Below are 21582 nucleotides of genomic sequence, written 5' to 3'. Positions count from 1 at the left end.
TTTTATCACAATCACCACTTAGGCGGGAGTGTGTTGCTCTGCTCGATACATTCTGAAAATCGTAACCGCATTGACGACAATAAAAGTGAGTTCCATTAACGTGCCACCAATGGAACCTAACAGTAGATTGTTTGTTAGCCAGCAAAAAGAATTAAACATCACTAACAAACGCATTTGAATACCTTGCGCTTTAAACAATGCCCAAGTGGCCACCGATGAGCCGAAAATAGTCAACAGCTCATAACTGTATTCAAGTTGTGGTAACCCCATGACCCAAAGCAAGGCAATAAAAAACAGCATCACACCCGTAGACTGAGTTTTGGTCGAAGCATAACTGCGGATAGCACTGATACCGCAGCCAAAGGCAGCCACCAGCGCCCCCATCATGATGAAGTGACTACACAACACCACTTGGAACAAGGTCAAATGTAGACGAAATCTGCGCCCATCACTGTGTAAAAACGCCGTCGCACCAATGGCAAATGCGACCATGCCGATTGCTTGAGCGAGATTCCATTCTGGCAACGAGACCATTTACTTCACCTCCGGATCTGTTCGTCTCGCAACCTGCGTGAGTAAATACTCAACGCACAGCGTTGGGCTAGTGAGCACTTTGGATTGCAGACAATGAGGGAGAAGCGAAACCGCCGGAGCCATTGAAGCTTGCGCTAACATTATCGCTGAATCCTCAGCGCAATACTGTTGAATGTAGTCAGCAATCGTCTGCTGATACGCTTGCAGATCACCATCAAGGTAATGCGGCCAAGCCCCTTCAATTACTGCGATCTTGGCAGTCTGTTCAATATCCGTTGCGTATTCTGCCAATAACGCCATCGTAGGCTTTATTGTCGTCTCAAGTGCTGCAAGTACCGTCAACGATTCAACCTGACTTGCCGCTATTGCCATCGGTCGATCGACGCGAATGACTTTTGCTCTTTGAGTGATGGCTTGTTCTGCTAACCGGCCAATACTCGAGCAAGTACACACAACCCAATCAGCGCCTTGCGCCTCTATGTCTAAAACTTGCTGCGCTACTAACGCAGTTAACGTGTCATCGATACCGACCTCACTGGCATACTGCAATAACTCTGGCGCACAGTAATGGACTATATCCACAAACTCACCGAGTCGAGTTTGAACAAGGCAAGCATCAAACAGCGCTTGATTGGCTTGTAAAGTATGTAATAGCGCAACTTTCATTCTGGGCATTCCTTTAAAAAAGGCCTCCATACGGAAGCCTTACTCTACTCACTTTGTTCCCGAGCCAAAATATTTGGCAAAGTGTCGCTTATTTCACTAAATCTGCTGCTTCACGCGCTAGACGGCCAATCTCATCCCAACGACCTTCATTGATCATTGCTTTATCAACCATCCAAGTACCGCCGCAAGCGATAACGCGATCAATCGCCAAATAATCTTTAACGTTGCTTGGGCTAATACCACCCGTTGGCATAAATTGAATCTGCGTGTAAGGACCAAGCAGAGATTTCACCATGTTGATGCCGCCTGACGCTTCTGCTGGGAAAAACTTGAGCGTAGTTAGACCCATTTCAATCGCTGCTTCTACTGCACTTGGGTTGTTCACCCCCGGTACGATATCGATGCCGATTTCACGACACGCATTCACTGTATTTGGGTTAAAACCAGGGGAAACAACGAATGTAGCGCCTGCGTCTTTCGCTGCTTGTGCTTGTTCGCGATTTAATACCGTACCCGCACCAATAAGCATGTCTGGTTGCGCTTCACGTAGTAAGCGAATCGCTTCAACCGCAGCGTCAGAACGGAAAGTGATTTCTGCCGCTGGCAAACCGTTTTCTGCTAACGCTTTACCAAGAGGAATAATGTCTTCTGCGCAATCAATTGCGATTACTGGAATTACTTTAATCGCTGCAAGCTGCTGTGCAATTGTAGTCATTTTTTCGTACCTAAATTTCAATTTGGTTGTTTAATTACACGAATTCAATCGCGTCAGTGGCTTGTTTAGGGATGATTGCGCCTTTGTGCTGAATCACGATGCCCGCGAGCTGATGACCTTGTAATGAACACTGCTCCGCGTCTTTACCTTGTAGGTAACCCGCTAGGAAACCAGCGTTAAATGAGTCACCTGCTGACGTCGTATCAACCACTGTCTCAACTGGTGTTGTTGGGATAGTTTGACGCGTACCAGCAACAAAATCGTTGTAGTGGTTGCCTTGCGCGCCCATCTTCACTACAGCTTTCTTCACACCCGCCGCTTGCAGGCGTACTAGCGTTTGCTCTTCATCGCTGTCACCCCACAGGTTTTGCTCGTCATCGTTGGTCACAAGAGCAAGATCGGTCAGGGCTAAAATTTGACGGTAACATTCACGCGCTTCATCGGCATTTTGCCATAGCGCTGGACGGTAGTTAGAGTCAAAAGCAATCTCAACGCCTTGCTGGCTCAGATTAGCCAACATCTCTACTAAGCGAACGCGGTCTTCAGCAGGAAGAATTGCAAGACTAATACCACTTAGGTAAACCATATCAACATTGGCAAGCGCCGCTTCCACCTTAGCAAAATCAGCATGCTGCATCATGTAACGCGCGGCTGATTGGTTGCGCCAGTAAAGGAAAGTGCGCTCACCTTTTTCATCCAGCTGGATCAAATATAGACCCGGTTGACGCGTGCTATCACGAAGCACCAACTCGGTGCTCACGCCTTCTTCTTGCCAACGCGAAATCATGCCATCGCTGATCGCATCCGTACCCAGCGCAGAAACGTACTCCACGCCTACTTGGCCTTTTGTACATCGCGCAAGATACACAGCGGTATTCAATGAATCACCGCCATAAGCTTGAACCATGGCACCAAAAGGGGCGCCATTAAGTTCAATCATGCATTCACCTAGTAAGGCGATACGTTTCATTATTTCTCTCCTGGTAGAGTGAAGTACGTTTTCGCGTTGTGATAACAAATATCTTGCACCATCTTACCTAGCATAGGCATATCGCGTGGCACTTCACCGTTCTCTGCCCACTGTCCCATCATGTTACAAAGAATACGACGGAAATATTCATGGCGAGTATATGAAAGAAAACTACGAGAATCTGTTAGCATTCCTACAAATTGACTCAATAGTCCCAATTGAGAAAGCTGCTGCATTTGACGTTCCATGCCGTCTTTTTGGTCGTTAAACCACCAGCCTGAGCCAAATTGGATCTTGCCTGCGATGCCACCGCCTTGGAAGTTACCAATCATGGTTGCCATCATTTCGTTATCACGTGGGTTTAGGCAGTAAAGAATCGTTTTTGGCAATTCATTAGTCACATCCATCGCATCCATTAGACAAGCCAATTGCAGCGCAAATGGACGATCGCCAATCGAGTCAAAACCACAATCCACACCTAACTGGCGGAACATACGCGTGTTGTTGTTACGCTGCGCACCGATGTGTAGTTGCATTACCCAACCGCGTTTTGCGTATTGCTTACCTAGCCATACTTGTACTGCCGTAAAGAACTGATCAATCTCAAGCTCAGACAGTGTTTCGCCTGACATACGGCGAGCAAGAATACTGTCTAATGTGCTTTCTGCTGGCACTGCAGCATAACGAACAATTTCAATACCGTGGTCAGCTGCGCGACAACCGTGTGCACTAAAGTGCTCCAAGCGGCGCTCTAACGCAGTAAGCAAATCAGCAAAACGAGTAATTTCTACGTCTGCCGCTTCACCCAGTAGCGTCATGTATTCAGCGAAGCCTTCAAGCTCAATTTTGAACGCGCGATCAGGACGCCAGCTTGGTGCCACTTCCACATCAAAACTTTCATCTTCAGCAATCGCTTTGTGGTATTCAAGCGTGTGAATAGGGTCATCAGTGGTACCCGCCATCACCACATTCATCTGCTTCATGATGCCGCGTGCAGAAAACTCTGGCGTCGCCAATAGCTCATTACACTCGTGCCAAATTTCATCGGCAGTTTCAGGACCAAATAGCTTACCTGTTACGCCAAATGGACGGCGCAGTTCAAGGTGAGTCCAGTGGTAAAGTGGGTTACCCAAAGTTTGCGGAACGGTTTTCGCCCATGCTTGAAACTTCTCATAATCCGAAGTTTCTTTACCGGTGATCAGTGATTCTGGTACGCCAGCTGAGCGCATACCGCGCCATTTGTAGTGATCACCTTCCAACCAAATTTGACCCAAGTTATCGAACTGACGGTTTTCCGCTACTTCTTTTGGGTTTAGATGACAGTGGTAGTCATAAATTGGCATTGCTTTCGCGTAATCATGGTATAGCTCGCGAGCAGTATCATTAGCGAGTAAGAAGTCTTCACACAAAAAGTTTTTCATCGTTAACTCCATTGGCGCCGGCATCGCCCACGCCGAAGATCGGGTAGAAGCAGAAATGCCCTCACTTGGAGGGCATATTAAATTAGATAAGAGAAGCTACAGCGCCGCGTGCGCCATCGTTAAGTAGACGCTGATATGCATCTGTCACTGCGGTCACGAAGGTTTCGTTTTGGATTAAATCAGTACCAAAGATAGCTTCAATTGAGAGTAGCGCTTTGACTACGCTCACGTTCAAGCCGTGCTCAGCGTAAATCGCTTGGAACTGTTCAACCATCGGGTCACGAACATCAATCGCTTCACCGCGCTCATCTTGCGCCGAAACGTAACGCATCCAACCAGCGATACCCATTGCTAGCCATTTGAAATCACTACCTTGTGCTAGGTGATGACGCAGTGAACCACCCATGCGTTGAGGGATCTTCTGGCTGCCATCCATCGCGATTTGCCAAGTTTGGTGCTTAAGACTTGGGTTAGTAAAGCGCTCAATCAGTAGCTTCGCGTACGCTTCTAGATCTGTGCCTTCTGGCATGTTTAGCGTTGGTGCTTGCGCTTTCATCATCATGTCGAATGCCGCTTGACGGTAATCTTCATTAGTCATGGTGTCTGAAATGTGCGCGTAACCACCAAGGAAACCTAGGTACGCAAGGAAAGAGTGACTGCCGTTTAGCATGCGCAGTTTCATTTCTTCAAATGGCACTACGTCAGCAACAAACTCAGCGCCAGCTACGTTCCAATCAGGACGGCCTGCAACGAAGTTATCTTCGATAACCCATTGACGGAACGGCTCACAAGCGATGCCACAAGCGTCATCGACACCAACAAGTTCTGCGATTTCATTCAATGTTTCTTCTGTCGCAGCAGGTACGATGCGGTCAACCATAGTGCATGGGAACGTCACGTTCGCTTCAATCCAAGCCGCCAGTTCTGCATCCACCAAGTTAGCGAAATCGAGTACCGCAGCGCGAGCAACGTGACCGTTTTCTTGTACGTTATCGCAAGACATTACCGTAAACGGCGCAATGCCTTTTTCACGGCGCTGACGCAATGCTTCAACAATGTAACCAATCGCTGAGCTTGGGTCTTGAGGGTTAGCTAGATCGTTGACAATCAGTGCATTCGTTTTGTCTAGACGACCTGTTGCTGGGTCTGCGCAGTAACCTTTTTCCGTGATTGTCATAGAAACAATCGCGACTTGTTCTTCGGTCATTTTTGCTAGTACAGCCGCTTTGCCATCTAGCGTTGGGTGTAGTGATTCAGTTACCGAACCGATCAGTTTGACTTCCGTCGCTTGCGCGCCTTTTTCCGCCACTGTGTATAGGTGGTCTTGCGCGCGCAATTGTTCAATCAGATCTTCACCGCCGAACAAGTTAACTTCGCAGATGCCCCAGTCACTGCCTGTTTTTTCTAACATTTCGTTAGTGAATAGCGCTTGGTGTGCGCGGTGGAAAGCACCAAAACCTAGGTGCACAATACGGCTTTTTAGAGCAGAGCGATCGTAATTTGGTCGAACAACTTGAGCATTCAGAGTGGTATTTGCGATTGTTTTCATTGTTTTTTCCTAAACCTTACCGCCGAAGCGGTAAGGTATTTTGTTGGGAGGCAAATCCGAAATTTGGGAGATTAGTAACCTAGGAACAGTTGTGGTAGCAGTAGACTGATTTGTGGAATGAACGTTACTGCTAGTAGTGCTAGGAACAGTGCTGCGTAGAAAGGCAACAAAGGTTTAATTACTTTATCGATACTGATGTTAGCAACTGAACAACCTACGAATAGTGCGCTACCTACTGGTGGAGTACACAAACCGATTGCAAGGTTGAACGTCATCATGATACCGAAGTGTACTGGGTCAACACCTAGGTCCAACACGATTGGTAGGAAGATTGGTGTAAAGATAAGTACCGCTGGCGTCATATCCATGAAGATACCAACAATCAGAAGAATGATGTTGATGATCAGTAGAATAATCAGTGGGTTTTCAGATACTGCGAGTAGTGCATCTGCGATCATGTAAGGGATATCAGCGTTCGCCATTGCCCATGACATACCCATTGATGCGCCAACAAGTAGCAGTACGATAGACGTTGTTACTGCAGACTCAAGTACGATCTTTGGAAGCTCACTCACTTTTACTTCGCGGTAAACACCTACTGCAAGTACTAGTGTATAAACCACTGCGATAGCTGAAGCTTCAGTTGCCGTGAAGATACCGCCGATGATACCGCCCATGATGACTACAATAAGTAGTAGTGATGGTGCCGCTTTAATGAAAGTATCCCAAACTGCTGCAAGAGTTGGACGTGGTGCAACTGGGTAGCCGCGACGCTTTGCAATGATACCTGCAACCACCATCAAGCTCAGCCCCATCAAAATACCTGGTAGGTAACCTGCTAGGAACAGTGCTGCAATCGAAGTACCGCCAGAAACTAGAGAGAATACGATAAGAGTGTTACTTGGCGGAATCAAAAGACCAGTAGGACAAGAAGTGATGTTTACTGCTGCGCTGTATGCTTCATCATAACCATCTTTCTTTTGTAGTGGTGACATAGTACCACCTACTGCCGCAGCAGAAGCTACTGCTGAACCAGAGATAGAACCGAACATCATGTTCGCAAGTACGTTAACGTGAGCAAGCGAGCCAGGCAGACGACCACCAAGCACTTTAGCAAAGTTAATTAGACGTAGTGCGATACCACCTTGGTTCATGATGTTACCCGCAAGAATAAAGAACGGGATCGCTAGCAGAGCAAAGTTATCTAGACCTGCCGCCATACGCTGAGCCACTACTGCGATTGCTGGTTCAAGTGGAAGACTCATCATGATTGTCGCAAGAGACGACAAACCAATCGCGAATGAAACAGGAATACCTAGCGTCAACAAGACTGCAAAAGTACCAAATAGAGTAAGAATTAATTGCCATTCCATCGTGGAATTCCTCTAAAAATTAGTTTTGTTGTACGTCGCTAATAGCCACGTCGCCAGAAATCAATTGTTGAATCTTTTCAATGCCGTAAATCACAGAGTAGAAAATCATCAATGCGCCACTAATTGGTAGACAGAAATAGATGTAACCCATTTCCCAGCCTAGTGCAGGTGTTAGCTGACCCGTTGCTAGCGTTTTAATCGCTAGGTTTGAACCGCCGTAAACCAGCACAACAAAAGCAAACACGGCAATAGCAATTTGAATAATGAGTTCGTTAAAAATTTTGCGCTTACCTTTTAGCTTCATCGTCATTAAATCGATCGCAAGGTGGCGCTTAAGACCTGTCGTGTAAGCCGCACCAATCAGTGCCACCCACATAAACAAATAGCGTGCTAATTCATCAGTAACCGTACTTGGTTTACCAATTATGTAACGTGAAAGTACCTGCCAAACTACGCAAAGTACGAGGAAAGAAGAAAGCGAGACGGTAAATGTCGCCAAGCCCTTATTAATGTAATCAACCAATTTTTTCATTATTGTTTCCTTAACAACGTCGCCATCTTAGATAACGAATCGCGTCTCGCCATTGGTTAACCAATATAAACCTAAGCTCATATTATCTAACCGATAACATTTCTTTTTCTGCGGGCATTATATGCAGTATTACATCTGCAACCGTGACCATGCTCACAATTGGATTGGTTGACCAATTTAATGGTATTATCTGTGATATTGCTCAACCAATTACACATTTTGCTTTGACGGTCGCGTAAATTGGTCGCAAGATTGGCTCCGAAACGATAACCCTACAAAATTTTCACGGAATCCATCTCACGGAGAAACCATAATGAAAACACGTAAAAGTGTCCTAACAGCTGTGATTGGTGCGGCGCTAACATTCGGCGTAAGTGCACAAGCGTTTGCTGCAACTACTCTAAAACTGAGCCACAACCACACTCGTGATCACGCCGTGCATAAAGCAATGGATGCAATGGCAAAAGAAGTGCGTAAAACCACTGATGGTGAAGTACGTATTCGTATCTACCCTGATGCTCAGCTGGGTTCTCAGCGTGAATCGATGGAACTAATGCAAAACGGTGCGCTACAAATGGTAAAAACCAACGCTGCTGAACTAGAAGCGTTTGCACCAGCATATTCAGCATTCAACATGCCTTACCTATTCCGTGACCAAGCACACTTTTACGCCACTCAAGAAGGTCAAATCGGTGAGGAAATCTTAGCGTCATCTCGTGACAGTGGTTTCATTGGTCTGACTTACTACGATGCAGGTGCACGTAGCTTCTACACCAACAAACCAATTAACACGCCAGAAGACCTAAAAGGTTTGAAAGTTCGCGTACAGCCAAGCCCATCAGCTATCGCAATGGTTAAAGCACTAGGCGGTAACCCAACACCACTTGCATACGGTGAGCTATACACAGCACTACAACAAGGCGTTGTGGATGCAGCAGAAAACAACATTCCTTCATACGGCATGAGCCGCCACAGCGAAGTATCAAAGTACTTCTCGCTTGATGAGCACACAATGGTTCCTGACGTACTAGTAATTTCTACTGATGCTTTCGATGGACTTTCTCCTGAGCATCAACAAGCAGTGAAGACTGCAGCTCTTAACTCTATGCAACTAATGAAAACATTGTGGGCAGAGTCTGAAGCTGAAGAACGTAAGAAAGCAGAAGAGATGGGTGTAACCTTTGTTAATGTAGACAAAGCTTCATTTGTACAAGCAGTACAACCAATGTACGACGACGTGAAGAAAACTAACCCTGAGTTATCTGCTCTAATCGAGCGTATTCAAGCAGTTAAGTAATTAACTAAAGTAATTTTGTTAGAGAAGTAAAGGTATTGCCACATAACTATTGAGATAGGTTGACCAATAGCTCTGATTGGTTATGATGGCGTGAGTAGAAATGGAAATAAGCGATAACATCATCATGATGCCTTTTGAACCCAAGCGTCCTTACCAAGAATTGGGTTTGGTTTTACGAAAAGAGTTGATAGAAGGACACTACCGAGTTGGTGACCGTCTACCACCTGAGCGCGATATTGCTGAACGACTTGACGTCAGCCGCACCGTTGTGCGCGAAGCAATCATCATGCTTGAGTTGGAAAACCTTGTCGAAGTAAAGAAAGGCTCTGGTGTTTATGTTACCAATATTCCAGATCAGTCACCTCATCGTGAACGCATCATCAGTGATGATGCGGGACCTTTCGAAATGTTACAGGCGCGACAGTTACTCGAGAGTAACATTGCAGAATTTGCTGCAATCCAAGTTACGCCTGGGGACATCGCCAAAATGCGCTCAGCGCTCAAATTAGAGCGTCAAGAGTTAGCAGCACAAAGCGAACAATGTGTGGGAGATGAACGATTCCATATGAGTATTGCCGAAGCAACACACAACTCTGTGTTGGTTGATATGCTAAAGCAATCATGGGAACGTCGCGAGCAAAGCCCTATGTGGCAGAAGCTACACGCCCGCATAAGCGGTCATGACTACCGTCAAGAGTGGATGGAAGATCATGCGAAAATCTTGGCTGCGATGCAGCGTAAAGATCCGATCGCCGCGAAGAACGCCATGTGGCAACACCTTGAAAACGTAAAACAACGACTTCTCGAACTATCCGATATAGATGACCCGGATTTTGATGGCTACTTATTTAGCTCTAACCCCGTCGTCTTACTAGGTAGCGGACAATAGTTCGCGCCTATAGGAAGCTTCGTTAGCAACCTAATAATACCAACAACAGTCGTTATATTTATTATTCGCAACTTAGCCACTCACAATGCTGAGCGGGTCAAGTCTGCCCATTGAAAGGTAATTTGTCATGGAACAAACGTGGCGTTGGTACGGTCCTAATGACCCTGTATCACTAGATGATATTCGCCAAGCAGGCGCAACTGGTATCGTTAACGCACTACACCACATCCCAAATGGTGAAGTATGGACCAAAGAAGAGATCCTAGCGCGCAAAGCGATCATCGAAGCGAAAGGCCTAACTTGGTCGGTAGTAGAAAGTGTACCTGTACACGAAGAGATCAAAACACAAACTGGTAATTACCAGCAGTGGATCGAAAACTACAAGCAAACTCTGCGTAACCTTGCACAATGTGGCATCGACACAGTTTGCTATAACTTTATGCCAGTTCTAGATTGGACTCGTACTGATCTTGAATACGAAATGGCAGATGGCTCTAAAGCGCTACGTTTTGACCAGATTGCGTTTGCTGCTTTTGAACTTCACATTTTAAAACGCCCTGGTGCAAATGCGGATTACACAGAAGCGGAACAAGCACAAGCGCTTGAATACTTCAACAACATGTCTGAAGAGCAAGTTAAGCAGCTAACCGCTAACATCATCGCAGGTCTACCTGGTGCAGAAGAAGGCTACACACTAGAAGCATTCCAAGCTCAACTTGACCGCTACGCGGGCATCAACAAAGACAAGTTGCGTGAACATATGCGTCACTTCCTAGCTGAGCTTATGCCAGTGTGTGACGAAGAAAATATTAAGATGGCCGTTCACCCGGACGATCCACCGCGCCCTATCCTAGGCTTGCCACGTATCGTTTCAACTATTGAAGATATCGATTGGTTGACCGAGCAAGTACCTAGCCAGAACAACGGTATCACTATGTGTACTGGTTCTTACGGCGTACGCGGCGACAACGACCTAGTGAACATGATCAAAAAGCACGGTGATCGCGTTTACTTCACTCACCTACGTTCAACCAAGCGTGAAGAGCATAACCCTATGACTTTCCACGAAGCAGCGCACCTAGAAGGTGATGTGGACATGTACGGTGTAGTAATGGCGATTCTTGAAGAAGAACAACGCCGTGAAGAGAGTGGCGATCTACGTAAGATCCCAATGCGTCCTGACCATGGTCACCAAATGCTGGATGACCTGAAGAAGAAAACCAACCCAGGTTACTCAGCGATTGGTCGCTTGAAAGGTCTGGCTGAGGTTCGCGGTCTTGAGCTTGCACTAAAACGTGCGTTCTTCACTAAGTAATCTTATCTCGTAATGAAAAAGCCCCACTTTAACCGTGGGGCTTTTTATTATCAGAAAAACTTGAACAAAAGCGTTTACTTAAGTCAACTCCATATCATTCTCACGCACACGTTGTGCAAGTTGAACGTATTTCTCCGCAATCGTATCGCCAAAGACGGGATCATCATCATTATGAGAAAATTTTTGTTCGACTTGCTGCCAATCTTGCACCGAAAAACGATCACAAATCATTGGCAATATATGCTTCTCTTCCAGCTCTAAATGCTGTCTTTGAGAGTGCACGAAATCTTCTAATTGTCCGATGAACATTTGATGCGGCACTACCGCATCATGCAAAATCATATCGACCGTGTTGGCAAAGCAGCTGGTCTTCTGTTCAAGTAGCTTATGCTCAAACTCCAGATTTTCCATCTCATCTTTATCACCATAATGTTCCTGATAATAGTGATACAAGATGTCTTCTTTCGGGTGATGCGCATACTCAGCATGTTCCGATAAATAGTCGACTATTTCTTTAATCAAACTGTAATTTACCGGCTGCTCTTGCTGCAAACGCTCCTTCTTATCGGCCAATATCGCCAATAATCTCAGCATATAACCATGCTCGCGCCGGATTTTTTCGATCATCATCGCGGTCTCTCCATAAACACACAATCTTTATAAGTGTATTCGACAATATAGAGAAACGCTTCGACTCCCCTCAAGAAAACAAACAAATATTCAACAAGATTGAAATAAATCAGACCGTTAGTGGTAATCGCCAATCGATGCCTTGCAAACCTTGTTGCTCGAGCAATATATTCGCCTGCGAGAAGTGCTTACAACCTAAGAAACCACGGTGCGCTGAGAGTGGCGATGGATGAGGAGCGGCGAGTACATGATGTTTATTGCGGTCGATAAAACGACCTTTCTTTTGCGCATGGGAGCCCCAAAGCAAAAACACCACGCCTGAGTTGTGTTGGTTAATCGCTTCAATGACACGATCAGTAAACGTTTCCCAACCAGTGGTCTTTGCATGCGAATGCGCTTGGCCTTGTTCCACAGTTAATACGGTATTAAGCAATAGTACGCCCTGCTCTGCCCAACTTTGCAAATAGCCATGCTGAGGGATCTCAAACCCTTCTATATCTTGCGCCAATTCTTTATACATGTTGACCAAAGAGGGTGGTGTTTTGATTCCAGGCAACACAGAAAAACACAAGCCATGTGCTTGATTCGGTCCGTGATAGGGATCTTGACCTAAGATAACGACTTTCACTCGATTGAATTCTGTCGCCTTAAAAGCATTGAACACATCCGCTTCTGGCGGAAAAATAGTTTTTCCGCTCGCACGTTGCTGCTCAACATAACGAATGGTTTGTTGAAAATAGTCTTGCTGCTTTTCGCAGCCGATAACGTCATGCCAAGTTAAAGTTGAGCTCATGCGGGCTTCCTTGAATAGATTGAAGATCGTTTCAAGTTGCTATTGTCGCAAAAAGCCTATCATGAACAAAGTGATATAACCCACTAACCGAGTATTTAATGAGGTGGACGCTGAGGAGTGCGGTAGTGACCTTGGCCATTAACATGGCGATTAGGTGTGGGCATTCGATGAGGACGATGAGCAGGGACAGAATTGGATACATTCATAGCAGCACCTTTCTTAACATAACCACGTTGCACAAGTATTGTTATTTAAGTTATGAAAGAAAGATGCCAGTTTGGTCAAGTATTTAACTAAAACTTATTCGGTCACTAAACTTTGTTGATGAAACGTACGTAGTTGCTTAATTTCATTCGCCCAAAGTTCAGGTTCAATTGTCTCTAAAATTAGAGGGATACCATCAAAGCGAGCATCTTTAGCGATATATTCAAAACAGCTCCAACCAATTTCACCTTTACCTAATGCATGGTGTCTATCGACCTTACTGCCCAACTTCGACTTTGAATCATTAATGTGCATTGCACGTAGATAGTGCATACCTACCACACGGTCAAACTCAGCAAAAGTGACTTCACACGCCTCGAGTGACGACAAATCGTACCCCGCAGCAAAGGTATGACAGGTATCTAAACACACCCCAACTCGAGACTTATCGTCAACTTGTTCGATAATCTCAGCCAAATGCTCAAAGCGCCAACCAAGGTTTGAACCTTGCCCTGCCGTGTTCTCGATGACCGCAATCACATCTGGCACAGCTTGGTGCGCAAGATTGATCGATTCAGCAATCGTTGCTAAACACTCTTGTTCTGAGATTTTGTTGAGGTGGCTGCCTGGGTGAAAGTTTAACAGCGTTAAACCTAACTGCTGGCAACGCTCCATCTCATCGATAAAAGCCGCGCGAGACTTTTCTAGTTTGTCAGCCTCCGGCGCACCCAAATTAATCAAATAGGAGTCATGGGGCAAAATATGCTCAGCGGAAAAGCCCAACATTTTGCAATTTGCTTTAAATGCGCTGATGGTTTTTGCTTCCAGTGGCTTTGCTACCCATTGGCGTTGATTTTTAGTAAACAATGCAAAAGCATTAGCACCGATCTCACGTGCACGCAGCGGTGCTTGATCAACACCACCAGCGGCAGAAACATGAGCACCGATATATTTATTTTGTGATACAGATCTCATTGTCATTTAACCACTTTACTCTTTCAGTTTCGCTACCTAATAACAGTTAGTTAGCGTAAATTGTGACCTTTCAAATTGTCATTTTGTAGTAAATTTACAACAAAATGACTCATTTAACTAAATTTTAAATATTAAAATATTTTGTAATTACTCGTTTTAAACACTTTATTGATTTAACTCAATAAAATTCCCACAAGAAATTCAATGTTTTTGGTTGTAATTTGACTTAAATCAATATTATTATAATGGATATTCGCTATATAATACGTAGCTCGACAAAAAATTTGAAAATTAACACCAATAAGAACCACATTTATGTGGACTAGGAGAACGTAATGATTCAAGGTATTCAAATTACTAAAGCCGCTAACGACGACCTACTAAACTCAATCTGGCTACTAGATAGCGAGAAGAATGAAGCACGTTGTGTTGCTGCAGCATCTGGCTACGAAGCTGACCAAGTTATCGCTATCAGCGACCTAGGTGAGTACGAAAGCCGTGAAGTAGCAATCGAAGCTGCGCCAAAAATCGAAGGTGGTCAACACCTAAACGTAAACGTACTACGTCGTGAAACTCTAGAAGACGCAGTTGCTCACCCAGAGAACTACCCACAGCTAACTATCCGTGTATCTGGCTACGCTGTGCGTTTCAACTCTCTAACTCCAGAGCAACAACGCGACGTTATCGCTCGTACTTTTACTGAGTCTCTATAATTTTTTCGCCGAACGGCAAAAATTAAGACCCAAGTTTTTGAAAAGCAGGTGCAAGCCTGCTTTTCTTTTTGGCATCTATATAAAAATTCTTCGTGCCAAAAAATAGGCTTAACTAAGCCAAACCAGTGAACAACTGCAGAGAATATCAACACCAAGCATATCGAGTGGGATTTTAATTCCACAACTCAGTTAAGTTTGTAGTTGTGATACTCACCTCTGCGTTACATTCCAAATCGCTCAATTCATACTTCGGCAAACCATTCGAAAGAGTGGGACGCAAAGCTTCCGGTCTAAAGATGATAACAATCAAAGATAGCGGGGCCGCCACTTGATAGCCATTATTAAGTGTCTTAGGTAACATCAACCTTGCGTTGGTAGAACCCTATTTGCATGCGCCAAAGTGTGACTATTTTAAGTCAACCAAAAGGAACATGTGATGAAATCACTGCCAAATAAAACTCTGCTTGCGCTTGCTCTAACAGCGCTGAGCGGTAATGTAGCTGCTCACGGCTACGTCTCTGAATTTAACGATGGTATTGCAGGTAGTCGCGCTGCACTTTGTAAGTACCCAACGCCTGATACCAACGAAAAAAACCGCGATTGTGGCGCGATTCAATATGAACCACAAAGTGTTGAAGGCCCTGAAGGTTTTCCTCAAGCTGGCCCTGTTGATGGTAAAATTGCCAGTGCGCAATCAGCGCTTGCGACTGCACTTGATGAGCAAACTGCCGATCGTTGGGTGAAACGTCCTATCACATCAGGCATGCAAAATTTTGAGTGGACCTTTACCGCTAACCACGTCACTCGTGATTGGAAATACTACATCACTAAACCAAATTGGAATGCAAACCAAGTTCTATCACGCGATTCATTTGATCTAAACCCATTCTGCGTGATCGAAGGCAACATGGTGCAGCCACCAAAACAAGTCACGCATGAATGTAACGTTCCAGAGCGCGAAGGCTACCATGTAATCCTAGCGGTTTGGGATGTCGGTGATACTGCAGCCGCATTCTACAACGTCATCGACGTTAAATTTGATGGTCAAGGCCCAGTGCTCCCTGAGTGGAACCAAGCTGGTCAAATCAATCCAACCATGGATCTCAACATTGGTGATAAAGTCTTCACCCGCGTATTTGATAATGCCGGTGAAAACATCGCTTACCGCACTGAGCTAACCATCACAGAGCAAAGCCTCACCCAAGCAAACAATTGGTCACATGCGTTAGCCGCTAAGATCAACCAAGAGCAATCTGCAATTAAAGCTGGCCAATACAGCGCAGATAAATTTACGCCAGTCTACGGCGCTAACCCAGTTTACCTACAAACTGGAAGCGGTCTGCAACGCGTTGAAATTGGTTACGATATCGAAACTACCCTACCAGAATACTCGTTAACCGTTGAAGGTCTTGAGTCTGAGTACATCATCGACGGACAAGCAACCGAACTAAACCTAGCCCTAACAGCAGAAGGTGATATTGAAACTGAACTTACCGTTTACAATCACGGCCGTGAAGCGCTGGCAAGTTGGACGGGTAAGCTTACTGATGGTCAAGACCTACCGCTGACGTTGACGCTATCTAAATCAGAGCAAGGCCACCATGTGCTAGTTAGTCGCATTAAAGATCAAGCTGGCAATCTAATTGATCAAATTAACTACGACTTCCACCTTATTGAAGCGCAAACTCCGCCACCAGCGGGCGACTATGATTTTGTCTTCCCAGAGAGTGTGAAAAGCTACACCGCAGGTACTAAAGTCTTGGCGAGCGATGGTCAAATCTACCAATGTAAGCCATTCCCATACTCAGGTTACTGCTCACAGTGGACAGAAAACGCAACACATTACACGCCAGCGACGGGTTCTCACTGGACAATGGCATGGGATAAAGTGAACTGATTTATCACTTAAATTTTGTTTGATTATAACGGCACTCACAGTAGTGCCGTTTTTTTGTGCATACAGACTCAAGTTCGGTTACATTGACGCAATGATTCCATTTAGTCATTAATCACTATGCTACTTGAAGGCATCGAAACACTGATTACCCTAAGTAAAGCCAAAACCATGAGCCGAGCTGGCAGTTTGCTCTACATTAGCCAATCGGCTGTGAGTAAACGCATCTCAAATTTAGAAAACAAATTGGGTAAAAAACTGATCGTGCCTGATGGCAGAAATGTTCAGCTCACCAATGAAGCGCTCAATCTGATCGCCAATATTGAACCGACATTTAATGAGCTTCGTGGGCTGATACACGAGCAACAAAGCATGGTTGAGAGCAGTATGATCAAACTCGACTGCTCAGAGACACTGGTGGCAGGTTATTTAGCGCCAATATTGAGTGACTATATTCAGCGAGACCCGTTTATTAATCTGACCACTAACCATACTCCAAGAATTGTCGAGCATGTTCAGTCAGGCAAAGCCCATATTGGCGTCTGCGCGGGCTATTTACCTAGCCAACATCAATTACTGGTATTCCCACTGTTTGATGAGCCATTTTATATCGTATTTAAGCATCATTTATCTGCACTGCCAGAAACGATCATCACCAATGATCTCAGCAACCCCGCCAATACCTATCAGTATGCGATACTCAACCAACTGGCGATGACGCCTGTGATGCAAATGGACTCGTATGCAGCCGCAGCGCAATTAGCGCTATCAGGTATAGCACCAGCCTTAGTACCGCTGTCTGTAATCAAAACTTTGCAGATAACAGCTCAGCACTGCCATCACTTCGCCGAGCTGCAATCACTATCACGGCCAATCAATATCTGTTTGCGCCCATCGTCTTATCGCAATGAGCGAATCAAAACATTGATAGCAACCATTGCTGATGCTGTTCCCAAAGCAGCTTCGCTGCCATCAACATCGACATGGTGATGACTAGCGGGCGAATCCAGCGTTGACCTTTCGTCACCACCACTCGAGCACCAAGTTGTGCTCCGGTAAAGCCGCCAATCGCCATCACTAAGCCCAACTCCCAAATCGGCAATCCAGCAAAGATAAAAAACAGCAGTGCGGCGATATTTGAAGTGAAATTGAGCACCTTAGTTCGTGCGGTCGCATCTACCAATGAGTATTGAGCAATCGCAACAAAACAGACGGTAAAAATAGAACCCGTACCTGGGCCAAAAAAGCCATCATAGAAACCGACACCACCACCGACACAAAGTGCGAAAGCGGCTTCTGAAAGCTTGCTTGCGCCCTGCTCGGCTTTGGTGGTGGGAGCGAGTAAGAAATAGAGTGAAATGGATATCAGCAGAACAGGAATAAGACTGGTCAGCACTCCGGCATCGATAAACTGTACCGCCTCAGCACCAATTGCCGAACCGACAAAAGTGCAAGCGATCGCTAAACGCATCTCTTTTAAGCTCACAATGCCATTACGCACAAAATACCAACTGGCAGAAAAGCTGCCAAATGAGCTTTGCAATTTATTGGTCGCCAGAGCCTGAGTGGGCGGCACACCAGCAGCAAGCAGTGCGGGTAAGGTAAGCAAACCGCCACCGCCAGCCATGGCATCAATAAAACCTGCCGCCGTGGCGACCAAAGTTAGGAGTGCCAGTATTTCGAATGTAATTTCCATTTATTATTCAATGAGTCAGTGAGAAGCTAACGTTATCATCTCTTTCTCTATCCTGTTAGCGAAAGATTCGCCTGCTACCTATTCCTAATTTTCAACAATTAGTTCGCAAGTCCTATATTGAGACGAAAAAAAGCCCACTCATAAGAGTGGGCTGGTATTTATCAATTCTCGCTTACGCTAGGCTTGCTTTTACTTTTGCGTGTAGCTCTTGAACTGAAGTCACTGAGCTCTTCGCATCCGCAGTATGCGCCATACAAGTTGCAAACGCTGCGTTTAGCGTTGTGGTGTAGTTCACCTTCTCCGCTAGAGCGCCACGGCGTAGTACTTTCGAATCTTCAATTGCTTGACGACCCGCCGCCGTGTTTACGATGTAGGTGTACTCATTGTTCTTGATGCGGTCAAGAATATGAGGACGACCTTCATGTACTTTGTTAACTAGACGAGGGTTAATGCCCGCTTCACCTAGAATAACCGCTGTACCGTGTGTTGCATCAAGTTGGTAACCCAGTTTTACTAGCTTAGATGCTAGATCAACGACGCGTTGCTTGTCTTCTTCACGAACTGACAGCAGTGCTCGACCACCTTCAGGATAAACGCTGCCACAACCAAGTTCTGCTTTTGCATAAGCTTCAGCAAATGTAGCACCCACACCCATGACTTCACCCGTTGAGCGCATTTCAGGGCCCAATAGTGGGTCAACGCCAGGGAACTTGTTGAACGGTAGTACCACTTCTTTTACTGAGTAGTAAGGTGGAATGATCTCTTTAGTAAAGCCTTGAGATTCAAGAGATTGACCCGCCATTACACGCGCTGCGATTTTCGCTAGTGGTGCACCGGTTGCTTTTGATACGAATGGTACCGTACGCGCCGCACGAGGGTTTACTTCGATCAGGTAAACTTCGTTATCTTTCACTGCGAACTGCGTGTTCATCAGGCCACGTACACCCAATTCAAATGCAAGTTTCTCAACTTGTTCACGCATCTTGTCTTGGATTTCTTGGCTTAGCGTGTAAGCAGGAAGTGAACATGCTGAGTCACCTGAGTGAACACCCGCTTGTTCAATGTGCTCCATGATACCACCAATCACTACACGTTCACCGTCACAGATAGCGTCGATATCAACTTCTGTTGCGTTATCTAAGAAGCGATCTAACAGTACTGGTGATTCATTCGATACGCTTACCGCTTCATTGAAGTAACGGCGCAGATCTTGTTCGTCGTAGACGATTTCCATCGCACGACCGCCCAATACGTATGAAGGACGTACTACCAGTGGGAAACCAATTTCTTTTGATTTCTCAACGGCTTGTTCCATCGTCGTTACTGTTGCGTTTTCTGGCTGTAGTAGACCTAGACGCTCTACTGCCGCTTGGAAACGCTCACGGTCTTCTGCACGGTCGATAGCATCAGGGCTAGTACCGATGATTGGCACACCCGCCGCTTCAAGTGCACGCGCCAGTTTCAGAGGTGTTTGACCACCGTATTGAACGATCACACCTTTAGGCTTCTCAACACGTACGATTGAAAGTACATCTTCAAGCGTTACTGGTTCAAAATACAGACGATCAGATGTGTCGTAATCCGTTGATACTGTCTCTGGGTTACAGTTCACCATAATGGTTTCGTAACCATCTTCACGCAGTGCAAGTGATGCGTGTACACAGCAGTAATCAAATTCGATACCTTGACCGATACGGTTTGGACCACCGCCCAATACCATGATCTTGTCTTTGTCTGTTGGATTCGCTTCACACTCTTCATCGTAAGATGAGTACATGTAAGCCGTATCTGAAGAGAACTCAGCCGCACAGGTATCGACGCGTTTGTATACTGGGTGAATATTGTATTGGTCACGCAGACGACGAATTTCGCTTTCTGCCACACCTAGCAGCTTCGATAGGCGCGCATCAGCAAAACCTTTACGTTTCATCTGACGTAGCACATCTTCAGTCAGACCAGCAAAACCGCCCGCTTTCACTTGCTCTTCCAGTCTCACTAGCTCTTCAATTTGAACTAGGAACCAACGGTCGATGTTAGTCAGGTTAAACACACCATCCACTGACATGCCTGCACGGAATGCATCAGCAATGTACCAAATACGTTCCGCACCTGCTTCTTTCAGCTCATGACGGATTTTGGTTAGTGCATCTGGTGAATCTAGATCAACCATCTCGTCGAAACCATTAGCACCTACTTCTAAGCCACGTAGTGCTTTTTGTAGTGATTCTTGTTGGTTACGACCAATCGCCATCACTTCACCTACCGACTTCATCTGAGTCGTTAGACGAGAGTTAGCACCGGCAAATTTCTCGAAGTTAAAACGAGGAATCTTAGTCACAACGTAGTCGATGGTTGGTTCAAATGACGCAGGTGTTGTACCACCGGTGATGTCATTTTGTAGCTCATCAAGCGTAAAGCCTACTGCTAGTTTCGCCGCAATTTTTGCAATTGGGAAACCCGTTGCTTTTGATGCCAGCGCAGATGAACGTGATACACGAGGGTTCATCTCAATGATAACCATGCGGCCATCTTTCGGGTTGATACCAAACTGTACGTTTGAACCACCTGTCTCTACACCGATCTCACGCAGTACTGCTAGCGATGCGTTACGCATTAGCTGGTACTCTTTATCGGTTAGAGTTTGTGCTGGCGCAACAGTGATTGAGTCACCCGTGTGAATACCCATTGGGTCAAAGTTTTCGATTGAACATACGATGATACAGTTGTCCGCTTTGTCACGAACCACTTCCATTTCGTACTCTTTCCAACCGATCAAAGATTCATCAATCAGTAGCTCATTGGTTGGCGACAAGTCCAAACCACGGCGACAGATTTCTTCAAATTCTTCTTTGTTGTATGCGATACCACCACCGGTACCACCCATAGTAAATGAAGGACGAATGATACAAGGGAAGCCAACCATATCAAGCACTTGGTATGCTTCTTCCATTGTTTTCGCCGTATCAGCGCGCGGACATTCAAGACCGATAGACTTCATTGCTTTATCAAAGCGAGAACGGTCTTCTGCTTTGTCGATTGCATCCGCCGTAGCACCAATCATTTCTACGCCAAATTCTGCGAGTACGCCTTGACGTTCTAGTTCAAGTGCACAGTTTAGAGCGGTTTGACCACCCATGGTTGGTAGTACCGCATCTGGACGCTCTTTTTCAATGATCTTGCGTACCACTTCCCATTGAATTGGCTCGATGTAAGTTGCATCAGCCATCTCTGGGTCAGTCATGATGGTTGCAGGGTTCGAGTTCACTAGGATTACTCGGTAACCTTCTTCACGCAGTGCTTTACACGCTTGTGCGCCAGAGTAGTCAAACTCACATGCCTGACCGATAACAATCGGACCAGCACCTAGAATAAGAATACTTTGTATGTCAGTACGTTTTGGCATTATCTACTACTCC

At 45.6% G+C, this 21582-nt stretch carries 19 protein-coding genes and 1 riboswitch; of the genes, 6 read left to right on the top strand and 13 right to left on the bottom strand.

From position 1 onward, the window contains the following. Window positions 1-18 precede the first annotated feature (18 nt). From Vt282_RS02840 to Vt282_RS02805, 8 genes are all read right to left on the bottom strand, one after another. On the bottom strand, window positions 19-534 hold the full coding sequence (locus tag Vt282_RS02840; protein WP_162062500.1) for a YgjV family protein: 516 nt from the start codon (window positions 532-534) through the stop codon (window positions 19-21). Then, window positions 535-1200 (bottom strand): hypothetical protein, encoded by a 666-nt coding sequence (locus Vt282_RS02835; RefSeq protein WP_162062499.1) that lies wholly within the window; start codon window positions 1198-1200, stop codon window positions 535-537. Window positions 1201-1288: 88 nt separating this feature from the next. Further along, window positions 1289-1915: a bifunctional 4-hydroxy-2-oxoglutarate aldolase/2-dehydro-3-deoxy-phosphogluconate aldolase gene (locus Vt282_RS02830; RefSeq protein WP_162062498.1), complete on the bottom strand. Its 627-nt coding sequence runs from the start codon at window positions 1913-1915 to the stop codon at window positions 1289-1291. Window positions 1916-1949: 34 nt separating this feature from the next. Continuing rightward, the gene (locus tag Vt282_RS02825) at window positions 1950-2885 is read right to left on the bottom strand and encodes a sugar kinase (protein ID WP_162062497.1); all 936 of its coding nucleotides are present in this window, start codon (window positions 2883-2885) and stop codon (window positions 1950-1952) included. Next, entirely contained in the window at window positions 2885-4306 is a 1422-nt protein-coding gene (gene uxaC / locus Vt282_RS02820; RefSeq protein ID WP_162062496.1) for a glucuronate isomerase, read from the bottom strand. The genes Vt282_RS02825 and uxaC overlap by 1 nt, the downstream gene beginning before the upstream one ends. A gap of 82 nt (window positions 4307-4388) precedes the next feature. Next, on the bottom strand, window positions 4389-5855 hold the full coding sequence (locus Vt282_RS02815) for a fructuronate reductase (RefSeq protein WP_162062495.1): 1467 nt from the start codon (window positions 5853-5855) through the stop codon (window positions 4389-4391). 71 nt (window positions 5856-5926) lie between these two features. Further along, complete coding sequence (locus Vt282_RS02810) at window positions 5927-7228, bottom strand: TRAP transporter large permease (protein ID WP_162047065.1); 1302 nt, start codon at window positions 7226-7228, stop codon at window positions 5927-5929. A 19-nt stretch (window positions 7229-7247) separates the two neighbouring features. After that, window positions 7248-7760, bottom strand: coding sequence for a TRAP transporter small permease (locus Vt282_RS02805; protein WP_162047066.1), 513 nt, complete (start codon window positions 7758-7760; stop codon window positions 7248-7250). A gap of 313 nt (window positions 7761-8073) precedes the next feature. Here Vt282_RS02805 and Vt282_RS02800 point away from each other — a divergent pair, with 313 nt between their 5' ends. The 3 genes from Vt282_RS02800 to uxuA all read left to right on the top strand — a co-directional run bounded on the left by Vt282_RS02800 (window position 8074) and on the right by uxuA (window position 11261). Next, window positions 8074-9057: a TRAP transporter substrate-binding protein gene (locus Vt282_RS02800; RefSeq protein ID WP_162047067.1), complete on the top strand. Its 984-nt coding sequence runs from the start codon at window positions 8074-8076 to the stop codon at window positions 9055-9057. Window positions 9058-9157: 100 nt separating this feature from the next. Next, a complete protein-coding gene (locus Vt282_RS02795) occupies window positions 9158-9946 on the top strand; it encodes an FCD domain-containing protein (protein WP_162047068.1) in 789 nt (262 codons plus the stop codon). 127 nt (window positions 9947-10073) lie between these two features. Further along, on the top strand, window positions 10074-11261 hold the full coding sequence (gene uxuA, locus Vt282_RS02790; protein WP_114766039.1) for a mannonate dehydratase: 1188 nt from the start codon (window positions 10074-10076) through the stop codon (window positions 11259-11261). Between the two features lie 78 nt (window positions 11262-11339). Here uxuA and Vt282_RS02785 read toward each other — a convergent pair whose 3' ends face one another. The 3 genes from Vt282_RS02785 to nfo form a co-directional block, all read right to left on the bottom strand. Further along, complete coding sequence (locus Vt282_RS02785) at window positions 11340-11891, bottom strand: hemerythrin domain-containing protein (protein ID WP_162047069.1); 552 nt, start codon at window positions 11889-11891, stop codon at window positions 11340-11342. 109 nt (window positions 11892-12000) lie between these two features. Then, complete coding sequence (ung, locus tag Vt282_RS02780; protein ID WP_162062494.1) at window positions 12001-12684, bottom strand: uracil-DNA glycosylase; 684 nt, start codon at window positions 12682-12684, stop codon at window positions 12001-12003. A 300-nt stretch (window positions 12685-12984) separates the two neighbouring features. Then, window positions 12985-13863 carry a deoxyribonuclease IV gene (gene nfo, locus Vt282_RS02775; protein ID WP_415663434.1) on the bottom strand — a complete coding sequence of 293 codons (879 nt, stop codon included), beginning with the start codon at window positions 13861-13863 and terminating at the stop codon, window positions 12985-12987. A 335-nt stretch (window positions 13864-14198) separates the two neighbouring features. Here nfo and grcA point away from each other — a divergent pair, with 335 nt between their 5' ends. The 3 genes from grcA (at window position 14199) to Vt282_RS02760 (ending at window position 17460) form a co-directional block, all read left to right on the top strand. After that, on the top strand, window positions 14199-14576 hold the full coding sequence (gene grcA, locus Vt282_RS02770) for an autonomous glycyl radical cofactor GrcA (RefSeq protein WP_162047072.1): 378 nt from the start codon (window positions 14199-14201) through the stop codon (window positions 14574-14576). A 241-nt stretch (window positions 14577-14817) separates the two neighbouring features. Then, window positions 14818-14905: riboswitch (cyclic di-GMP riboswitch) on the top strand. A 107-nt stretch (window positions 14906-15012) separates the two neighbouring features. After that, window positions 15013-16473: an N-acetylglucosamine-binding protein GbpA gene (gene gbpA, locus Vt282_RS02765; RefSeq protein ID WP_162062492.1), complete on the top strand. Its 1461-nt coding sequence runs from the start codon at window positions 15013-15015 to the stop codon at window positions 16471-16473. Window positions 16474-16590: 117 nt separating this feature from the next. After that, window positions 16591-17460, top strand: a complete 870-nt coding sequence (locus tag Vt282_RS02760; RefSeq protein WP_162062491.1) for a LysR family transcriptional regulator — start codon at window positions 16591-16593, stop codon at window positions 17458-17460. Here the strand turns inward: Vt282_RS02760 and Vt282_RS02755 are convergent. Both Vt282_RS02755 and carB read right to left on the bottom strand, forming a co-directional pair. Beyond that, window positions 17387-18166, bottom strand: coding sequence for a TSUP family transporter (locus tag Vt282_RS02755; protein ID WP_162062490.1), 780 nt, complete (start codon window positions 18164-18166; stop codon window positions 17387-17389). The two genes, Vt282_RS02760 and Vt282_RS02755, sit on opposite strands and share 74 nt — an antisense overlap. A gap of 172 nt (window positions 18167-18338) precedes the next feature. Next, the gene (gene carB / locus Vt282_RS02750) at window positions 18339-21569 is read right to left on the bottom strand and encodes a carbamoyl-phosphate synthase large subunit (RefSeq protein WP_162047076.1); all 3231 of its coding nucleotides are present in this window, start codon (window positions 21567-21569) and stop codon (window positions 18339-18341) included. Window positions 21570-21582: the final 13 nt, after the last annotated feature.

Origin of the sequence: Vibrio taketomensis (assembly GCF_009938165.1) — a bacterium.
Lineage (GTDB): Bacteria > Pseudomonadota > Gammaproteobacteria > Enterobacterales > Vibrionaceae > Vibrio > Vibrio taketomensis.
This window is presented reverse-complemented; position numbering and strand designations above follow the sequence as displayed.

What these genes read in the sequence shown, in the direction of transcription:
- Vt282_RS02840 (WP_162062500.1), bottom strand. Translation starts at nt 534, where the DNA reads ATGGTCTCGTTGCCAGAATGGAATCTCGCTCAAGCAATCGGCATGGTC.
- Vt282_RS02825 (WP_162062497.1), bottom strand. Translation starts at nt 2,885, where the DNA reads ATGAAACGTATCGCCTTACTAGGTGAATGCATGATTGAACTTAATGGC.
- nfo (WP_415663434.1), bottom strand. Translation starts at nt 13,863, where the DNA reads ATGAGATCTGTATCACAAAATAAATATATCGGTGCTCATGTTTCTGCC.
- Vt282_RS02805 (WP_162047066.1), bottom strand. Translation starts at nt 7,760, where the DNA reads ATGAAAAAATTGGTTGATTACATTAATAAGGGCTTGGCGACATTTACC.
- Vt282_RS02830 (WP_162062498.1), bottom strand. Translation starts at nt 1,915, where the DNA reads ATGACTACAATTGCACAGCAGCTTGCAGCGATTAAAGTAATTCCAGTA.
- Vt282_RS02785 (WP_162047069.1), bottom strand. Translation starts at nt 11,891, where the DNA reads ATGATGATCGAAAAAATCCGGCGCGAGCATGGTTATATGCTGAGATTA.
- carB (WP_162047076.1), bottom strand. Translation starts at nt 21,569, where the DNA reads ATGCCAAAACGTACTGACATACAAAGTATTCTTATTCTAGGTGCTGGT.
- ung (WP_162062494.1), bottom strand. Translation starts at nt 12,684, where the DNA reads ATGAGCTCAACTTTAACTTGGCATGACGTTATCGGCTGCGAAAAGCAG.
- grcA (WP_162047072.1), top strand. Translation starts at nt 14,199, where the DNA reads ATGATTCAAGGTATTCAAATTACTAAAGCCGCTAACGACGACCTACTA.
- Vt282_RS02760 (WP_162062491.1), top strand. Translation starts at nt 16,591, where the DNA reads ATGCTACTTGAAGGCATCGAAACACTGATTACCCTAAGTAAAGCCAAA.
- Vt282_RS02810 (WP_162047065.1), bottom strand. Translation starts at nt 7,228, where the DNA reads ATGGAATGGCAATTAATTCTTACTCTATTTGGTACTTTTGCAGTCTTG.
- gbpA (WP_162062492.1), top strand. Translation starts at nt 15,013, where the DNA reads ATGAAATCACTGCCAAATAAAACTCTGCTTGCGCTTGCTCTAACAGCG.
- Vt282_RS02835 (WP_162062499.1), bottom strand. Translation starts at nt 1,200, where the DNA reads ATGAAAGTTGCGCTATTACATACTTTACAAGCCAATCAAGCGCTGTTT.
- uxaC (WP_162062496.1), bottom strand. Translation starts at nt 4,306, where the DNA reads ATGAAAAACTTTTTGTGTGAAGACTTCTTACTCGCTAATGATACTGCT.
- Vt282_RS02795 (WP_162047068.1), top strand. Translation starts at nt 9,158, where the DNA reads ATGGAAATAAGCGATAACATCATCATGATGCCTTTTGAACCCAAGCGT.
- uxuA (WP_114766039.1), top strand. Translation starts at nt 10,074, where the DNA reads ATGGAACAAACGTGGCGTTGGTACGGTCCTAATGACCCTGTATCACTA.
- Vt282_RS02815 (WP_162062495.1), bottom strand. Translation starts at nt 5,855, where the DNA reads ATGAAAACAATCGCAAATACCACTCTGAATGCTCAAGTTGTTCGACCA.
- Vt282_RS02755 (WP_162062490.1), bottom strand. Translation starts at nt 18,166, where the DNA reads ATGGAAATTACATTCGAAATACTGGCACTCCTAACTTTGGTCGCCACG.
- Vt282_RS02800 (WP_162047067.1), top strand. Translation starts at nt 8,074, where the DNA reads ATGAAAACACGTAAAAGTGTCCTAACAGCTGTGATTGGTGCGGCGCTA.